We start from the raw sequence: 17,256 nt of genomic DNA on the forward strand, positions 1-17,256 counted from the left end.
GGCACCGTCATCCGTTCCTGGCTGCTCGACCTCGCGGTCAACGCCCTGGACGACGACGAGCACCTCGACAAGCTGCGCGGCTTCGCCGAGGACTCCGGTGAGGGCCGCTGGACCGTGGAGGCGGCCATCGACAACGCCGTGCCGCTGCCCGCGATCACCGCGTCGCTGTTCGCGCGCTTCGCATCCCGCCAGGACGACTCGCCGCAGATGAAGATGATCGCGGCACTGCGCAACCAGTTCGGCGGCCACGCCGTCGAGTCGGCGAAGTAACGGCCATGGGCGACCTCCTCCTGGTCCGCCACGGTGAGACGGAGTGGAGCGTGTCGGGACAGCACACCAGCTGGACCGACCTGCCCCTCACCCATCACGGCGAGCAGCAGGCCAAGTCCCTGGCCCCGCTGCTCGCCGGGCAGACCTTCGCCCGTGTGCTGACCAGCCCCCTCGAACGGGCCGTGCGCACCGCGGAACTCGCCGGTCTGGCCGACTCCGTGATCCACCCCGACCTGCACGAATGGGACTACGGCGGCTACGAGGGCGTGACGACGCGCGAGATCCATCGCACCCGCCCCGACTGGTACCTGTGGACCGACGGCGTGCCGCCGGGCCCGGAGGGCCACCCGGGTGAGTCGCCCGAGGAGGTGGGGCTGCGCGCCGACCGCGTGCTGTCGTGCGTGGACGCGGCGCTCGGCAACCGCAGCGGTGACGTGGTCCTGGTGGCCCACGCCCACTTCCTGCGGGTGCTGGCGGCCCGCCGTCTCGGGCTCCCCGCGGGCGACGGACGCCTGTTCCAGCTCGCGACGGGCACGGTCAGCCGGCTCTCCACCGAGCACGGCCGCCCGGTGATCGCCCAGTGGAACGCCTCGGGGACCTCCGTGTAGGTTCCCCGGTCCGCAGCGGGCACCGCGGCCTTCGGCCCGGGCTACAGCACGTCACCGAACTCGCTCAACACCCCTGGTGGAGCAAGTGCGTTGACGTAGTGGCCCGGGCCGTGGTCGTCGAAGGAGTACTTGAACGGGATGGTGCGGGTGAGCGCGAGCCGGGTGGCGAAGAAGGCCAGCGGGGCCACCACGGCGAGCCCCGCGAGGCTGTCCATCTGGGGGTAGTGCAGGCCCGGTTCGGTGTTCTCGCTCCAGCCGTGCTGCCGGGTCCGCAGCAGCGGGCCCACCGACCGCCGTACCCCCTCGGCCGTACGCAGTGTCAACTCGCCCAGACGGGCGCCGGGTTGGCGTATCGGGTTGTTCATCAGGGTGCGCAGCAGATCGCCGGGGAGCGAGACCGCCTCGATCGCCAGGTCGGCGGCGAAGGTCAAGGAGGCGTCCATCGGGCCGCGCGGCCTGCGGTAGTGGAACTCCCGGCCGAACGGCGCGTAGGGGCCGACCGGCCGCGGGGGCAGCGCCGGGACGACGTCACGGTCGAAGATGTAGCGGAGCATCCGGTCCCGGAGCAGATGCCCGCCGTGCGGGACGACCGCCTCCTCGCAGGCCTGGGCGAACTCCGGTCCGCCCACCATGGGTTGTCCGAAGGTGTAGACGGCCCTGAGCTTCTCGGCGATGGGCCGGTAGCGCGGTTCGTGGGTGAGGACCACGCCCATCAGCGCGGCCATCGCGCCGCCCAGGCTGTGTCCGGTGATGTAGAGCGCCTCCAGGCCGTCCCCGCGTGTGCCCTCCACGCCGGGGACGACCGACTCGCCGCGCAGCGCCCGGCGCAGCGCCTCGACGACCAGATGGCGGGTGGCGCGGATGTTGCGGTAGAAGCCGGCGTGGACGTCGTAGCGCCGGTTGTTCAGTTCCACGGAGAGCATCTCCGGCCGTACGTCGGCGTCGGTCAGGATGCTGATGATGTCTTCGGGCTGGGTGCCGCGGTAGCAGAGGATCGCCACCCGGCGGTCCCTGTCCTGGACGAGGTAGGCGGCCGAGGCGATGTACATGGCGTCCACGCGCTGCTCGAACACCTGGCAGTGGTTCTCCTCCAGGCCCAGCCGCGACATGATCATGGCCATGGTGCCCGGGTCTCCGCGCTGCGCGAATCCCGCGTACGAGTAGGCGGCGCAGGTCGCGAGGGTGTGCGGCACGATGCCGTCGGGGTCGGGCTGGTCCTTGTCCTGGAGCAGCCGTTCCACCAGGTCGGGATGGACCGGGAAGCCGCTCCGGTCCGGCTCGGCATCGGTGTCGTGCTTGTACGGGCGCAGCTCGGCGAAGCTCGGCCCCTTGGCGGACTGGTCGTCCCGCATGATCGTCCTCCCCCGGATCATCGCGGACGCCGCCGGCGGCACGCGGCGGCGGGTGGTGAGCACACCACCACCTGATGCCACCGTCAACCGGCGTCGCGGCCCGCACCCGGCGCTCCCCGGCCAGTCCGCCGGCAGCCGGATGGGGCTCCTGTGGAGCGGGGTCGCTCGCGGGGCGCACGCCGGATCGCAACGGATGTTCCAACCCCGCGTTGACGTGCCCGCATGCCGCTGTGCGCAGGGTTGTCCGTGGAACGCGCGGAGGGTGCGCACATCGGCGGGAACCACCGCTGTCCGCGTTCCGGGGCGCCGACTAGCGTGCTGCCCCCTGTCCCGTACGCATCCGTACGAAGGAAACGACCGATGGCCGAGACCGGGCAGCACGAACAGCAGTACGAGCGGTATGAAGGCGGCAGCCCCGAGGCGGAGCGGCTGGTCTTCGATCGGCTCGCCCGCGAACTGATGGAGGTGCAGGTCAAGAACCGGCGGGCCGGGGGCGGCGGGGTCAGCCGAGCCTTCCACGCCAAGGCGCCGGTGGGCGTGGAGAACGCGCGGCTGCGCTTCCACGACGATCTGCCCGCGGCCCTGCGGGTGGGGTTCGCGCAGCCGGGCGCGGAGTATCCGGCGACGGTACGGCTGTCCAACGCGAGCGGCATCCGGCAGGGCGACGGCTCGCCCGATCTGCGTGGTGCGGCGGTGCGCGTGCAGGTGTCGGACGGCGAGAGCCACGACCTCCTCGCAACCAGCTATCCGGTCTCGCACGCCCGCAACGCGCGGGAGTTCGTCGCCTTCGCCAAGGCGATGGCGGGCGCGAGCAGCCCGCTCCAGAAGGCCTTCGGGCTCCTGGTGAAACTGCCGCTGGCCGTGGGCCTCGGCACCGCGACCCGGATGCGCCGCAATGTGCAGGCCGCGACCCGGCACACCGTCAACTCCCTTGCCAACGAGACCTTCTGGAGCCGCGGCGCGATCCTGTGGGGCGAGGCCGGCCCCGTGCGCTATCTGCTCCGCCCGACGCCCGGCACCCCGGTGGCGCCCGCGCAGGATCGCAAGGACCCGGAGTTCCTGCACCACGAGATGGCCCGGCGGCTGGCCAAGGCGGATGTGTCCTACGACCTGTGCGTGCAGCGCTTCGTGGACGAACGGCGTACGCCCGTCGAGGACGCCTCGGTGGAGTGGCAGGACGGCGTCGCCCCCGCGGTGCCGATCGCCCGGCTCACCCTGCCCGTCCAGGACCTGGACTCGGCGGACGCCCGCGCGGTCGCCCGGCGGATCGAGGACCTCACCTTCAACCCCTGGTACACGACGGAGGACTTCCGCCCGCTCGGCAACATCAACCGGGCGCGCAAGGCCGGCTACCAGGCGGGCAGCGCGCACCGGCTCGGGCTGCGCTTCGTCACCCAGGAGCCGGTGCAGAACCGGCTGCTGGGCCCGCCGGTGGGCGCCGCTCTCACGCTGCTGAACCGCTATGTGCCCTGGCACAGGCTGCCGTTGCAGCTGAGCCTGCTGAACCTGGTGTTCCTGCGCAAGGTGCTGCGCCGGCTGAACCTGATCGACACCGAACCGCGCGAGGCGCCGCCGAAGGCCCAGCCGGTGCCGGAGCCCGTCCCGGAGCGGCTGCGCTCGGAACGCTCCTTCGACGGGACGTACAACGACCTGTCCGACCCGGGGATGGGCGCCGTCGGCGCGGCCTTCGGACGCAACCTGAAGCCGCAGTACCGTCCCGACCTCTTCGACACACCCAGCCCGGTGACGGTCAGCCGCCAGCTCCTGTACCGCGAGAGCTTCGTGCCCGCGAGCTCCCTCAATGTTCTGGCGGCCGCCTGGATCCAGTTCCAGGTGCACGACTGGGTCAACCACCGCCGCCACAAGCCCGGTGAGCGCAGCGTCGAGGTGCCCCTGCCCCCGGGCAGCGGCCAGTGGCACAACACACCCGGCGGCCCCGCCGAGAACGTGATGCGCTTCGCCGAGAACGAGGGCATCGAACTGCCCGGCGACCGCCCGCCGATCCTCTTCGGCAACACCGCCTCGCACTGGTGGGACGGTTCCGAGGTGTACGGCGAGGACGAGCAGACCGCGCGGTTCCTGCGGGAGCCGGACGGCGGCGCCCGACTCCGGCTGGAGGACGGCTTCCTGCCCGGCGGCCAGAACGGCATTCCGCTCACCGGCTTCAACGACAGCTGGTGGATGGGCCTGAGCGCGATGCACTCGCTGTTCGCGCGCGAGCACAACGCCGTCTGCGGCGCGCTGCGCGAGGAGTACCCGTCGATGAGCGAGGAGCGGATCTACCACACGGCCCGGCTGGTCGTGTCCGCCCTCATCGCGAAGATCCACACGGTGGAGTGGACCCCGGCGATCCTCGCCACCGAGGCCATCGACATCGGACTGCACACCAACTGGCAGGGCCCGCCACAGAACTGGATCAACAAGCTGGGGCTGTGGCTCCTCGACGCCCACTCGCTGACCGGCATCCCGAAGACGCTGCCGGACCACCAGGCCGCGCCGTACTCACTGACCGAGGACTTCGTCACCGTCTACCGGATGCACCCGCTGATCCCGGACGACTTCGAACTGCGCGAGCACCACTTCGGGCAGCGCACCGAGACCGTCGGCTTCCTGGACATCCAGGGCGGCGCGGCGGAGGCACAGATCCGCAAGACGGGCCTCGCCAACACGCTCTATTCGTTCGGCATCGCCCACCCTGGAGCGATCACCCTGCACAACTACCCGCGCTCGCTCCAGCACTTCGAGCGCGACGGCGAGATCATCGACCTGTCGGTCGTTGACCTCGTACGGACCAGGCGGCGTGGTGTCCCGCGCTACAACGACTTCCGCGAAGGCCTGCACAAGCAGCGCATCCGGTCCTTCGAGGAGTTGACCGAGAACGCGGAGACGGTCGCCCGGCTCAAGGAGGTCTACGGCTCGGTCGACGAGATCGACACCGTGGTCGGGCTGTTCGCGGAGAACCCGCCGACCGGCTTCGGCTTCAGCGACACCGCATTCCGCATCTTCATCCTGATGGCCAGCCGCCGGCTGCAGAGCGACCGCTTCCTGACCGTCGACTACCGGCCAGAGGTCTACACCCCGCTCGGGATCGACTGGGTCGAGAAGGGCGGCATGAACTCGGTCGTTCTGCGGCACTGCCCGGAGCTCGCGGCCCTGCTGCCGCGCGGTGCGAGCGCCTTCGCGCCGTGGCGGACGGTGCGGCCGAGCACCAATGGAGGCTCGGATGACGTGAGTTGACGACCCGTCAGGCAGCTCCGGTCTTGACGACCTGCTGACGCGTCCCCTTCTGGAGACCCTGTGGCGCCGCGGTACGCACCGGGTCAGCCTCAACGGCCGGACGGGCGCGCACCGCAGGCACGCGCCGAGCTCTGGGATCGACAGGGCCGGCACGGTCAGAACAGCGGCGGCACCAGGCAGTCGATGAGGTAGGGGCCGGGCTCGGCGAGAGCCCGGCCCAGCAGGTGGTTGAACTCCTCGGCTGTGGTGGCCTGTTCGGCCGGTACACCGAGACCGCGGGCGATGCCGACGAAGTCCAGGTCGGGCTGGGACAGGTCCAGCAGTTCGCCGGCGCGTGTCCCGCCGGATGCGGCGCCGACGGACTGCAGCTCCAGGTTGAGGACCGAGTACGCGCGGTTGTCGAACAGGACGACGGTGACGTCGAGTTCCTCACGGGCCATGGTCCACAGCGCCTGGATCGTGTACATCGCGCTGCCGTCCGCCTCCAGCGCGAGCACCGGCCTGTCCGGTGCGGCGAGGGCAGCGCCGACGGCCGCGGGCAGGCCCTGCCCGATGGCGCCGCCGGTGAGGGTCAGCCAGTCGTGCGGTGGTGCGCCCGCGGTGGCGCCGGGCAGCCACAGCCCGGAGGTGTTCGCCTCGTCGACGACCACTGCTCCTTCGGGAAGCAGCGCGCCGATCGCGCGGCCGCGGACTCGGCGGTGAGCGCACCGGTAGGCAGCCCGGGCCTGATCGGCGCCTGCGGGATCGGGGTGAGGGCGTCGTACGCCGCCGCCAGCGCCTCCAGCGCGGCCGTCACGTCCTCCGATCCGGCTGCCAGCGACCGCACCGCGCAGCCGTCTGGCACCAGTCGGCTCGGCTGCCCGGGGTAGGCGAAGAAGGAGACCGGTTCGGCGGCGCCGGCCAGCAACAGGTGCCGTACGCCGGAGAGTTGGGCGACGGCGTCGGATCCGCGATAGGCGAGCCGTTCGACCGGCGGCAGTCCGGCGCCGCGCTCCAGGCGGGCCGGGAAGGTCTCGCACAGGAGCCGGGCGCCGGTGGCCGCGGCGACGCGGGCGGCGGCCGTCAGCCCGGCGCCGCGGGTGGCCGCGCCGCCGAGGAGAAGGGCGGCGGGCTCCCGGGAGCGCAGCGCCTGGGCGGCCCCGCTCACCGCGTCCGGGGACACGGCTCCGGTGCGCGGTGCGATCGGCCCGGCCCCGCCCTTGCCGGCCTCCGACCAGGAGACGTCGGCGGGAACCACCAGCGTGGACACGCAGCCCGGCAGGCCGTACGCGGCGGCCACCGCCTCCGCGAGGTCGCCCGCCAGGTCACCGGCACGACAGGTGCGCCGGGTCCAGCCGGAGACCGTGCGTGCGAGGGCGGTGATGTCGGACTCCAGGGGCGCGTCGAGGCGTTTGTGGTGCAGGGCGTGGTCGCCGACGATGTTGAGGACGGGGGTGCGTGCGCGGCGCGCGTTGTGCAGGTTGGGCAGGCCGCCCGCGAGTCCTGGGCCGAGGTGCAGCAGGGTACAGGCGGGTTTCTCCGCCATACGCCCGTAGCCGTCGGCGGCGCCGGTGGCCACGCCCTCGAAGAGGCAGAGCACGGGCCGCAGCCGTGGCGCGCCGTCGAGTGCGGACACGAAGTGCATCTCGGAGGTGCCGGGGTTGGCGAAGCACACGTCGACGCCCGCGTCCACGAGGCCTTCGACGAGGATCTGCGCTCCGTTGGGCATGACGGTCCGCCTCTGCGCTCGGTTGCTGTGCTCTTCGGCTGCGCTCGGGCTGCCAGTCTCACGGGTTCGGGAAGGGGCGTCAGCCGGGATTTCGGACAGCCGGACGGGTTTTCCGGTCGAGATCCATTGACATGAACCTGCGCGCACGGCCACTCTTCCTGATTGAACGTGCACGATCCGACGCCATTTCGAGCACTTGCAAACACCACACTGCCGGTTTGAGTGGAGATGCGTACCGTGCGAAGACTCCGACACCGTTCCTGGGCCATGGCGGGGCTGGCGACCGCCCTGGCCGTGACCGTGCTCAGCGCCCCGGCCCGGCCGGCCCTCGCGGCGACCCCGCCGAGCGCCGTCCTCGACGACACTCACCAGAGCGTCACCTGGCAGAGCCCCCAGTACGCGAAGGGCACGCTGGGCGGCACCGAGAGCTGTCCGTCGGCGGCCGACGATCCGGAGAACAAGGTCTGCGACCGCTTCGACGTGAACGTCTCGGTACCGCAGGGGTATTGGGCGGACAATCCCGAGGGCGGCGTACCGATCTCGATCGAGTGGCAGACCCCCACCGACGACTTCGACCTGTACGTCTACGACGCCGCCGGCAAGCAGGTCGCCGACAGCGCGGGAACCGCCGACCCGGAGGCCACGGTGATCCCGCGGGCGTCGGGGACCTACCACGTGCTGGTGGTGCCGTACGACGTGCACGACAACGCGTACACGGGGAAGGTGTATCTGCCGCAGACCACCGACGCGGGCGACCTGACGTCCTTCGCCGGCAAGGACGGCAGCTACACGATCACGGCCGGGCAGCTCAAGGCCAGGGCCGACTTCCTGACGGATGGTCAACTACGGCTCCAGGCCGATCCGTCCGGCTCCTTCACCGATCCGGCGGGCACGGCGATCGTCCACGGGCAGCCCGCGCCGCAGACGCACACGACGTCCTTCGACGCGGGCGCCTACTACGGAATCCGCTCCCCCGGCGCGGTGCTGCGCGTGTACAAGAAGCCGCTGCGCTTCGGCCTCTACCGGGCGGACAACCGCACACCGGTCTGGCAGGAGGACAAGCCCCTGCGCTGGTCCACCAACGGTATGCGGCAGAGCCTGGCGCGCGGCGCGGACGAGCAGTTCTTCGGCGGCGGCGAGCAGAACGGCAGCTTCTCGCACCGGGACCGGACCATGTACGTGGCGAACAACTTCAACTGGAACGAGGGCGGTTACAACAACTCGCAGCCCTTCTACCTCTCCAGCGCGGGCTACGGCGTCTTCCGCAACACCTTCGCGCCCGGCGTGTACGACTTCGGCGCACCGGTGCGGACCGGTCAGCAGGAACGGCGGCTGGACGCGTACTACTTCACCGGCGACGCGAAGAAGGTGATCGGCAAGTACACCGCACTGGTGGGCAAGCCGTTCATGCCGCCGGTGTACGGCCTCGAACCGGGTGACTCCGACTGCTACCTGCACAACGCCAACCGCGGCGAACGGCACACCCTCGACGCGCTGAAGATCGCCGACGGCTACACCGAGCACGACATGCCGCTCGGCTGGATGCTCGTCAACGACGGCTACGGCTGCGGCTACGAGAACCTGGAACAGACCGCCAAGGGCCTCCAGGACCACCACGCCCAGCTCGGCCTGTGGACCCAGGACGGCATCGACAAGCTCGCCGACCAGGTGAAGGCCGGCCAGCGCGTGGCCAAGCTGGACGTGGCCTGGGTCGGCAACGGCTACAAGTTCGCGCTCGACGCCTGCGACAAGGCCAAGGCGGGCATCGAGGACAACAGCGACGCACGCGGATTCGTCTGGCTGCCGGTGTCCTGGGCGGGCGCCCAGCGCTGCGGCGTCCTGTGGAGCGGCGACCAGAAACTGTCGTGGGACTACATCCGCTGGCAGATCCCGACGTACGCCGGAGCCACCATGTCCGGCATCGCCTACAACACCGGCGACGTGGGCTCGATCTACCGCCACGACCCCAAGATGTACGCCCGTGACCTCCAGTGGAAGGCGTTCCTGCCGGCCATCATGACGATGGACGGCTGGGCCTCCGACATCACCACGGGCAGGCCCGCCGACCAGCAGCCCTGGCTGGACGGCGAGCCGTACACCGCCATCAACCGCAAGTACCTCCAGCTCAAGGAACGGCTGCTGCCGTACATGTACACCCTGTCCGCCGAGGCGGCGAAGACCGGGGTCGGCGCGGTGCGCCCGCTGTGGCTGGAGTACCCGGACGACCCGAACACCCTTGGTGCGCAAGCGAAGTACGAGTTTCTCACGGGCTCCGACTTCCTCGTCGCCCCCGTGTACCAGGACTCCGACACCCGTGACGGCATCTACCTCCCGAAGGGCACCTGGACCGACTACTGGACGGGCCGCACCTACACCGGCCCGACGACGGTCAACGGCTACCACGCCCCGCTAGACACCCTCCCCCTCTTCGTGAGGTCCGGAGCGATCGTCCCCATGTGGCCCAAGGGGACGACCAGTTGGCAGACACGTGACCGCCACGAGCTGGACTGGGACCTGTACCCGCAGGGCGACAGCGACTACACCCTGTACGAGGACGACGGCCTGACCCGGCGGTTCGCGACGGGCGCGTCGGCGACCCAGCGGGTGAGCGTGCACACCTCCCCGACCGCCACGGAGGTGAACGTGGGGGCGAGCAAGGGCAGTTACCAGGGCAAGCCCGCCGAGCGGTCGTACGGCTTCACCGTGCACGGCGCGACGGCACCCCGTCGAGTGCTCCTCGACGGGCGACCCCTGCCGAGCTCTGCGTGGTCCTACGACGCGGACAGCAGGGTCACGACGGTCAGGACACCGAGCCTGGGTCTCGACCGGGCGTTCAGCCTGCGGCTCATGCGGTAGCGCCTGGTGGGGGCGGGCCGCTCGGCTGCCCGCCCCCACTGGTTGACAGCCCGCGCGCCGCCGGGCCAGAGTCCGGCGTGATGGAGATCAACGAGTTGACGCCGGCCGAGCGACGCGTGTGGGAAGCCTACCCACGGAGCGAGTCCGTGGACTTCCGCGAGTCCCCCGACGAGGACGTGGCGACGGGCGACGGCTGGGGACCGGAACGGACCGTGCGTGCCGCGGTGTTGAAGGCCATTCTCCTCGGCACACCGCGGGAGGACGGGGAGATCGCGGGGCTCAAGGTCGCGGGCGCCCGGATCTCCGGAGATCTGAACCTGATGTACGCGGTGATCGACAGCCCCATCCGGCTGAGTCACTGCTTCTTCCACGAGGCTCCCAATTTCTACGGTTCACGGCTGCGCCAACTCAACCTGAGCGGCTCCGTACTGCCGGCCCTCAACTTCGGCAGCGCCCGGATCGACGGCGTACTGCGGATGACGGACTGCCTGATGCGGGGCCCCGTACGGCTCGGGGGCACCCAGATAGCCGGGGCTCTGTTCATGGACCGGGCCACGTTCACCGCGCCGGGCACGTCGGAACCCGTGCTCCAGCTCAACCAGGCGGTGATCGGCGACGACTTGTGGGCCCCGGGGTTGCGGGCACAAGGCGAGGTGCGGCTCAACGGAGCCGGGATCACCGGCTCCGTGAACCTGGTGGAAGCGGAGTTCCATCACCCAGGCGGCACCGCCCTCGATGCTTCGACACTCAACGCGGGGCTCGATGTCCTCCTGCGGAAGGTGAGCGTTCAGGGCAGGGTCGAGTTGCGCGGTGCCCGTGTCGCCGGACGCCTCGACCTGTCCTACACACGGCTGTCGAACACCGGGAACACGGCACTTCGAGCCAGCAGTTGCACGATCGGTGAGCTGTGGCTGCGTATGGGCCCTGCCGTGGACGGCATGCTCAACCTGCGGCGCTCCCAGATCGACGTCCTGTTCCTGGAGCCGGAGATGCTGCCGCGCGTGGTGCTGCTCAACAGCCTCACCTACACCTCGCTGCTCCCGCTCGGCCCCGCCGAACGCCGCCTGCCCATGCTGGAGCGCGACGGGGACGGATATCTCCCGTACTCCTACGAGCAGTTGACCGCCGCCTACCGCAGGATCGGCGACGACGACGCGGCCCGCAAGGTGCAACTGGCCAAGCAGCGCCGCCACCGCGCCACCCTGACCTGGTACGCCCGTGCCTGGGGCCACCTCCAGGACGCCACCGTCGGCTACGGCTTCCGCCCGCTGCGTGCGGCCGTCTGGCTGCTGTCCCTGCTCGCGGTCGGGTCGATCGCGTACGGACTGCACCACCCGCCCCCGGTCAAGGCGGACGAGGCCCCGGACTTCAGCCCCGTCTTCTACACCCTCGACCTGCTGTTGCCGATCATCGACTTCGGCCAGGAGCACGCCTTCTCGCCGGACGGCTGGTACCAGGGACTCTCGTACGTCCTGATCATCACGGGCTGGGTCCTGGCCTCGACGATCGTGGCCGGTGTCACCCGCGCCGTCAGCCGCCAGTAAGTCCCCTCAGCGGCGGGGCCGTTGCGCGTGCTGGGCGGCCAGCCGCACCGGCGCGTTCTGCGCTCCGTAGCCGCGGTAGCCGCCGTCCCGCTGGACGAGTTCGAAGAAGAGCCGGCCCACGGTCTGCGTATAGCAGTGGCGGAACTCGCCGTCCGTGTCGCGGTCGTAGAGGATGCCGAGGTCGCGGTATGTCTCCAACTCGCCGTCGGCGAACTCGAAACGGGCGGCGAGGTCGTCGTAGTAGTTCGCGGGCACCGGCAGGAGGCGGCCGCCGGACGCACGGAAACTGCGGGCGGCGGCGACCACGTCGTGCGTGGCGAGGGCGATGTGCTGGGCGCGGGCACCGTCGTCGGTGGGGGCCGGGCCGACGCCGAGGGCGATGCGGACACTGCCGTCGACGTTGGTGACTGCGCGGCTGCGGTGCAGGCCGTACGGGTCGGCGACGTCCACGCTCTCCTGGGCGCTCAGCCCGAGCACGCTGTGGTGGAAGAGGGCGGCCTCGTCGAACTGGTGCCAGGGCTGGGTGAGCGCCAGGTGGTCGATGCGGTGCACGGTGGCATGCCGGTCCGGCCGGGGTGTCACCGACTCGAAGTCGCCTGTCCAGCCGGGGAGTTCGGGATGTTCAGCGGCGCAGAAGAAGAGCTCGGTGCCGTCGGGCGCGGCCACCGCGTCGAGCGGCGCGTCCTCGGGGGCGCGGCGCCGGGGCAGGACCGGAGCGAGCAGGGACTCGGCGCGGCGGGCCGCGCCCGCGGGGTCGGGTGACTCCAGGCCGACGGCGGCGAGAGCGGTGCCGTCGCGCGGGGCGGCGGGCCCGGTGTTGAGGAGGATGCGCGCCTCGCCCTGCTGCCACAGGTCGACCGGCTTGCTGCGATGGCGGGCGGTGCGGGTGAACCCGAGGGCGCCGAGAAGCGCGGAGACGGGTTCGACGTCGGGGGTGACGAGTTCGGCGAAGGCGACCCCGGTGGGCACGACGGGAGCGGGCAGCGCGGCGAGCCCTGTCTCCTCCTGGAGCACGAGGAGGGAGCGCCGGGCGTCGACGGCGGTCGGGCCGGCCTCGGCCTGCCGGAAGACGTCGTTGAAGACCTCCAGGGAGAGCGGTCCCCGATATCCGGCGCGCACCACGTGCCCGAGGAGCCCGGCGAGGTCGAAGCCGCCCTGACCGGGGAAGCAGCGGTGGTGGCGGCTCCACTGGAGGACGTCCATCGCCATCAGGGGGGCGTCGGCCAGCTGCAGGAAGAAGATCTTCTCGCCGGGGATGTCCTCGATGCCCTTGGGGTCCGAGCCGCGCGCGAGGATGTGGAAGCTGTCCAGACAGGTGCCGAGCGCGGGATGGTCCGCTGCCTCGACGATGCTCCACGCATGGTCGTACGTGCTCACATGACGCCCCCAGGCGAGCGCCTCGTAAGCGATGCGGATGCCGAAGTCCTGGGCCAGTTCGGCCAGTTGGCGCAGTTGCCCAGCGGCCAGGGCATCGTCGTCGACGGCGAGCGGCGAAACGCTGGAGCAGACGAGGACGGTGTCGGCGCCGAGGCGTCCCATCAGCTCGAACTTGTGCCGCGCGCGCCGCAGGTTGCGGGCGAAGGTGGCCTCGGGGACGGCCTCGATGTCGCGCATCGGCTGGTAGAGGTCGATGGTCAGACCGAGGTCGGCGGTGCGGGCGCGGATGTCCTCGGGCGTGAGGGGGCCGGCGAGCAGATCGTTCTCGAAGATCTCGACGCCGTCGAAGCCGGCCCGTGCCGCGGCCGTGAGCTTCTCGGTCAGGGATCCACTGAGCGAGACGGTGGCGATGGACGTACGCACGTCGGTACCTCTCTCTGCTGCGAAAGCCGATTCGAGGCCTGCCCCGAAGGCTGCTGCGAAAGCTGACTCAAGGGCTGCTTCGAGGCCTGCTTCGATGAGTTCTTCAAGGGCTACTTGGCCGCTACGGCACCGGCCAGCTCGGCGATGTCCCTGAGCATCCACGCGCTGTCGGGTTCCCGGCCGGTGAAGAGCCGGAACGCGTCGGCGGCCTGGAAGACGGCCATGCCGCCGCCGTCGAGGGTCGCGCAACCGAGCGCGCGGGCGGTGCTCAGCAGTGCGGTCTCCAGCGGGCGGTAGACCACCTCGGCGATCCACAGGCCGGGGTGCAGCAGCTCGGCCGGGAACGGGAGCCCGGGATGGGCGGCCATTCCCGTGGGCGTGGCGTGCACAAGGCCGTCGGCGCGGGCCAGCAGGGCGGGAAGGGCGTCCGGTGTCGCCGCGGCGGCGCGGCCCTCGCCGAAGTGCCGGTTCAGGGATGCGGCGAGGTCGGCCGCGCGGTCGGGCATCGCGTCGACGACGGTGACCTGCCCGGCGCCGAGGGTGAGAGTGGCGTGGGCGACGGCCGCGCCCGCACCGCCCGCGCCCAACTGCACGACCCGCTCCAGCGGGGCGTCGGGCAGGCCGCGCGCGAAGGAGGCCGCGAACCCGGTGACGTCCGTGTTGTGACCGATGGCGCGGCCGCCCTCGAAGACGACGGTGTTGACCGCACCGAGCGCCTCGGCCCCCGGGGCGAGCTCGTCCAGGTGGCCGATGACCAGCTGCTTGCAGGGATGCGTGATGTTCAGTCCGTCGAACCCCAGGTCACGGGCGGCGCGCACAAGATCGCCCACCGCCTCGGGGCCGACGCCGAGCGTGTCGATGTCGATCAGCCGGTACACATAGCGCACGCCCTGCCGGTCCGCCTCCCGCTCGTGCAGGGCGGGACTCAGCGAGGGTCCGATGCCGGAGCCGATGAGCCCGACGAGATACGAGTCCTTGGCCACGGAGGACCTCCTGAACGGCCTGGCGGCCTGAGCGGCTGGCTAATGTACGAACTAGTACGTTAGCTATATCAGCACCTCTGGCCTCGCGGGAAGCCCCCACCGGCCTCCCCGCGACCCGGCGAACCGCCGGCTGGGCCTGCTTCTACAATCGCGGCACTGCCCCCTCCCGCTCAAAGGAACCCGATGACCAGCGTCGAAGAACCGGCACGACCAGGCGGGCGCATCCGTGACGCCGTCCGCACCAAGGCCGAGATCCTCGACGTGGCCACCAAGGAGTTCGCACGCGCCGGGTACACCGGGGCCCGCGTCGACGAGATCGCCGCCCTCACCAGCACCACGAAGCGGATGATCTATTACTACTTCGGCGGCAAGGAGCAGCTGTTCACGGCCGTCCTGGAGCGCGCGTACTCCGTGATCCGGGAGGCCGAGCAGGAGCTTGACGTCGAGCACCTGGACCCGGTGGCGGCCATCCGCCGGCTCGCCGAACTCACCTTCGACCACCACGAGGCGCACCCCGACTTCATCCGCCTGGTGAGCATCGAGAACATCCACGGGGCCGAGCACATCGCCTCCTCGGAGGAGCTCGGCAGGATCGGCTCGCCGGCGATCGAGGTGATCCGCCGGATCCTGGAGACAGGCCGCGCCTCGGGCCTGTTCACGGCCGACGTCGACGCCGTGGACCTGCACGCGATGATCAGCGCCTTCTGCTTCTTCCGGGTCTCCAACCGGCACACCTTCGGCGCCCTGTTCGGCCGCGACCTGACGGCCACCGACCAGCGCGAGCACTACCGGAACATGCTCGGCGACATGGTCATCGCCTATCTGACGGCCGACCGCGCGACGGACTGAGCACACACCGCGGACCGCGCCGGGGGACTCGGCGGGCGCCGCACGGCCGTCTCGCAGCCGCGCGCGGCACGGTCGAGATCGTTCAGCACGGCCTCTTGACACCCGGGAAACGTGGGCGCAACATCCGTACCCAGCGCTACTAACTATCCAGTGGGTTAATTAGCCGGGCACCACCCGGCGCGGCCGTCCCGTCACCCCCAGGGATCCGGCACTTCTCCCCCGCCGCTCACTCCACCTATGTTGGAGTTCCCCCGTAGGAGCACCGCCGTGTCTGTCCCCGCATCCCCGCTCGACGCGCCACCCGGCCAGCCAAGGAAGGCCGCGATGGCGGCCTGGATCGGCAGCGCCCTGGAGTACTACGACTTCTTCATCTACGGCAGCGCCGCCGCCCTGATCTTCCCGAAGGTCTTCTTCGACGAGTCCGACCCGGCCACCGCGACCCTCCTCTCGCTCGGCACGTTCGGCGTCGCCTACGCCGCCCGCCCGGTCGGCGCGCTCTTCCTCGGCCACTTCGGCGACCGGCTCGGCCGCAAGAAGATCATGGTCTTCACGCTGATACTGATGGGCCTGTCGACCTTCCTCATCGGCTGTCTGCCGACCCGCGCGCAGGTCGGCGGCCTCGCCCCGGTGCTGCTGGTCATCTGCCGCGTCCTGCAGGGCATCTCGGCCGCGGGCGAACAGGCCAGCGCCAACTCGATGACGCTGGAGCACGCACCGCCGAACCGGCGCGGCTACTTCACCAGCTTCACCCTCAGCGGCACCCAGGGCGGCCAGCTCCTGGCGACCCTGGTCTTCCTGGCCGTCGCCCAGCTGCCCGACGACCAGCTGCTCTCCTGGGGCTGGCGCGTCCCGTTCTGGGCGAGCGTCGCGGTCACCGTCGTCGGCTTCGTCATCCGGCGCACGCTCCAGGAGACCCCGGCCTTCACCCAGCAGGCGGCGACCGAGGGCGTGCCCCGGCTGCCGCTCGCCACCCTGATGCGCGACCACTGGGCGGACGTACTGCGGGTCGTCGCGGGCGCCCTCATCGCCTCCGTCAGCACGATCTTCACCGTGTGGGCGCTGGCGTACGGCACCAGTGACTCGGTCGGCATGTCCCGCAGCCAGATGCTGTGGGTCGGCGCCCTCGCCAACCTCGTCGCGCTCGCCGCGATCCCGCTGTGGGCCTCGCTGTCGGACCGCATCGGCCGCCGTCCGGTCTACCTGATCGGCGCCGCGGGCAGCGCGCTCGCGATGTTCCTCTACCTGTGGGCCGTCTCCACGGGCTCGTACGCGCTGACCCTCCCGCTCGGCATCCTCGCCTTCGGCATCGTCTACAGCGCGGCGAACGGTGTCTGGCCCTCCTTCTACGGCGAGATGTTCTCCACCCGCGTCCGCCTCTCGGGCATGGCGATCGGCACGCAGATCGGCTTCGCCGTCGCCGGGTTCGCGGTCACCTTCGCCGCGCAGATCGCCGGCTCGGACGGCACCGGCTGGTCGGCGGTCGCCCTGTTCACCGCGGCCCTGTGCGTCCCGCCGGTCATCGCCGTCCTCTCGGCCCGCGAGACCCACAAGGTGCCGACGGAGCAGCTCGGCGAGCGGATCGTGCCGGAGACGTCGCAGCCGGAGACGGTGACGGCCTGATCGCGTAGGTCCGTAGACCCGTAGACCTTTGGGTTTACGGGTCTACGGCTGCTGCTGGTCCGCGGGTGCTGCTGGTCTACGGCTGAGGATGGCGCGGTTCGTACAGCGCGACCTCGCCGCCGCCCGGCAGCCGGAAGCCGGTCACCCGGCCCCACCGGGCCTCCTCGACGGGACGGGTGAACTCCACGCCCTTGCCGGTGAGTTCGGCGGTCGTCGCGTCGAGGTCGTCGCACATCAGCATCAGCTCGTGCGTCGGCTCGCCCTCTGTCGGATGGCAGGCGACCTCCGTCGGCGGCGCCTTGAAGATGAGCCAGCCGTGTCCGGCATCGACGTGCGGCCACTCCAGAACGTCCCGGAGGAAGGCGCGGTCCGCCTCGGTGTCGCGGGAGTAGATCACGATGTGTGCGCCATTGATCACGCGCGGAGGCT

At 70.9% G+C, this 17,256-nt stretch carries 11 protein-coding genes and 2 pseudogenes; 7 read left to right on the plus strand and 6 right to left on the minus strand.

The window, feature by feature from the left end; translation table 11 throughout:
- Together ABZS97_RS17380 and ABZS97_RS17385 are read left to right on the plus strand one after the other, a co-directional pair.
- A pseudogene (locus tag ABZS97_RS17380) lies at window positions 1-270 on the plus strand (6-phosphogluconate dehydrogenase); the annotation flags it as partial.
- Window positions 271-275: 5 nt separating this feature from the next.
- Window positions 276-878, plus strand: a complete 603-nt coding sequence (locus ABZS97_RS17385) for a histidine phosphatase family protein (protein ID WP_356138593.1) — start codon at window positions 276-278, stop codon at window positions 876-878.
- A 41-nt stretch (window positions 879-919) separates the two neighbouring features.
- Here ABZS97_RS17385 and ABZS97_RS17390 read toward each other — a convergent pair whose 3' ends face one another.
- Window positions 920-2,293, minus strand: coding sequence for a lipase family protein (locus ABZS97_RS17390; RefSeq protein ID WP_356138595.1), 1,374 nt, complete (start codon window positions 2,291-2,293; stop codon window positions 920-922).
- Window positions 2,294-2,590: 297 nt separating this feature from the next.
- Here ABZS97_RS17390 and ABZS97_RS17395 point away from each other — a divergent pair, with 297 nt between their 5' ends.
- Window positions 2,591-5,467 (plus strand): peroxidase family protein, encoded by a 2,877-nt coding sequence (locus ABZS97_RS17395; protein ID WP_356138597.1) that lies wholly within the window; start codon window positions 2,591-2,593, stop codon window positions 5,465-5,467.
- Window positions 5,468-5,622: 155 nt separating this feature from the next.
- Here the strand turns inward: ABZS97_RS17395 and ABZS97_RS17400 are convergent, their stop codons facing one another.
- Entirely contained in the window at window positions 5,623-6,117 is a 495-nt protein-coding gene (locus tag ABZS97_RS17400) for a thiamine pyrophosphate-dependent enzyme (RefSeq protein WP_356138599.1), read from the minus strand.
- Entirely contained in the window at window positions 6,039-7,175 is a 1,137-nt protein-coding gene (locus ABZS97_RS17405) for an acetolactate synthase large subunit (RefSeq protein WP_356138601.1), read from the minus strand. The genes ABZS97_RS17400 and ABZS97_RS17405 overlap by 79 nt, the downstream gene beginning before the upstream one ends.
- A 729-nt stretch (window positions 7,176-7,904) precedes the next feature.
- Between ABZS97_RS17405 and ABZS97_RS17410 the strand changes: the two are divergent.
- Both ABZS97_RS17410 and ABZS97_RS17415 read left to right on the plus strand, forming a co-directional pair.
- A pseudogene (locus ABZS97_RS17410) lies at window positions 7,905-10,028 on the plus strand (TIM-barrel domain-containing protein); the annotation flags it as partial.
- Between the two features lie 83 nt (window positions 10,029-10,111).
- Entirely contained in the window at window positions 10,112-11,575 is a 1,464-nt protein-coding gene (locus ABZS97_RS17415) for a membrane-associated oxidoreductase (RefSeq protein ID WP_356138603.1), read from the plus strand.
- 6 nt (window positions 11,576-11,581) lie between these two features.
- Here ABZS97_RS17415 and ABZS97_RS17420 read toward each other — a convergent pair whose 3' ends face one another.
- Window positions 11,582-13,375 (minus strand): TIM barrel protein, encoded by a 1,794-nt coding sequence (locus tag ABZS97_RS17420; RefSeq protein ID WP_356138605.1) that lies wholly within the window; start codon window positions 13,373-13,375, stop codon window positions 11,582-11,584.
- 110 nt (window positions 13,376-13,485) lie between these two features.
- Window positions 13,486-14,358: a shikimate dehydrogenase gene (locus tag ABZS97_RS17425; protein WP_356138607.1), complete on the minus strand. Its 873-nt coding sequence runs from the start codon at window positions 14,356-14,358 to the stop codon at window positions 13,486-13,488.
- A gap of 183 nt (window positions 14,359-14,541) precedes the next feature.
- Here ABZS97_RS17425 and ABZS97_RS17430 point away from each other — a divergent pair, with 183 nt between their 5' ends.
- Together ABZS97_RS17430 and ABZS97_RS17435 are read left to right on the plus strand one after the other, a co-directional pair.
- Window positions 14,542-15,207, plus strand: a complete 666-nt coding sequence (locus ABZS97_RS17430) for a TetR family transcriptional regulator (protein WP_356138609.1) — start codon at window positions 14,542-14,544, stop codon at window positions 15,205-15,207.
- Between the two features lie 267 nt (window positions 15,208-15,474).
- Window positions 15,475-16,827, plus strand: a complete 1,353-nt coding sequence (locus ABZS97_RS17435) for an MFS transporter (protein WP_356138611.1) — start codon at window positions 15,475-15,477, stop codon at window positions 16,825-16,827.
- A gap of 76 nt (window positions 16,828-16,903) precedes the next feature.
- Here ABZS97_RS17435 and ABZS97_RS17440 read toward each other — a convergent pair whose 3' ends face one another.
- Window positions 16,904-17,245, minus strand: coding sequence for a VOC family protein (locus ABZS97_RS17440; RefSeq protein WP_356138613.1), 342 nt, complete (start codon window positions 17,243-17,245; stop codon window positions 16,904-16,906).
- Window positions 17,246-17,256: the final 11 nt, after the last annotated feature.

This window comes from Streptomyces sp. NPDC005485, assembly GCF_040606085.1.
Taxonomy (GTDB): Bacteria; Actinomycetota; Actinomycetes; order Streptomycetales; family Streptomycetaceae; genus Streptomyces.

What these genes read in the sequence shown, in the direction of transcription:
- ABZS97_RS17430 (WP_356138609.1), top strand. Translation starts at nt 14,542, where the DNA reads ATGACCAGCGTCGAAGAACCGGCACGACCAGGCGGGCGCATCCGTGAC.
- ABZS97_RS17385 (WP_356138593.1), top strand. Translation starts at nt 276, where the DNA reads ATGGGCGACCTCCTCCTGGTCCGCCACGGTGAGACGGAGTGGAGCGTG.
- ABZS97_RS17395 (WP_356138597.1), top strand. Translation starts at nt 2,591, where the DNA reads ATGGCCGAGACCGGGCAGCACGAACAGCAGTACGAGCGGTATGAAGGC.
- ABZS97_RS17415 (WP_356138603.1), top strand. Translation starts at nt 10,112, where the DNA reads ATGGAGATCAACGAGTTGACGCCGGCCGAGCGACGCGTGTGGGAAGCC.
- ABZS97_RS17405 (WP_356138601.1), bottom strand. Translation starts at nt 7,175, where the DNA reads ATGCCCAACGGAGCGCAGATCCTCGTCGAAGGCCTCGTGGACGCGGGC.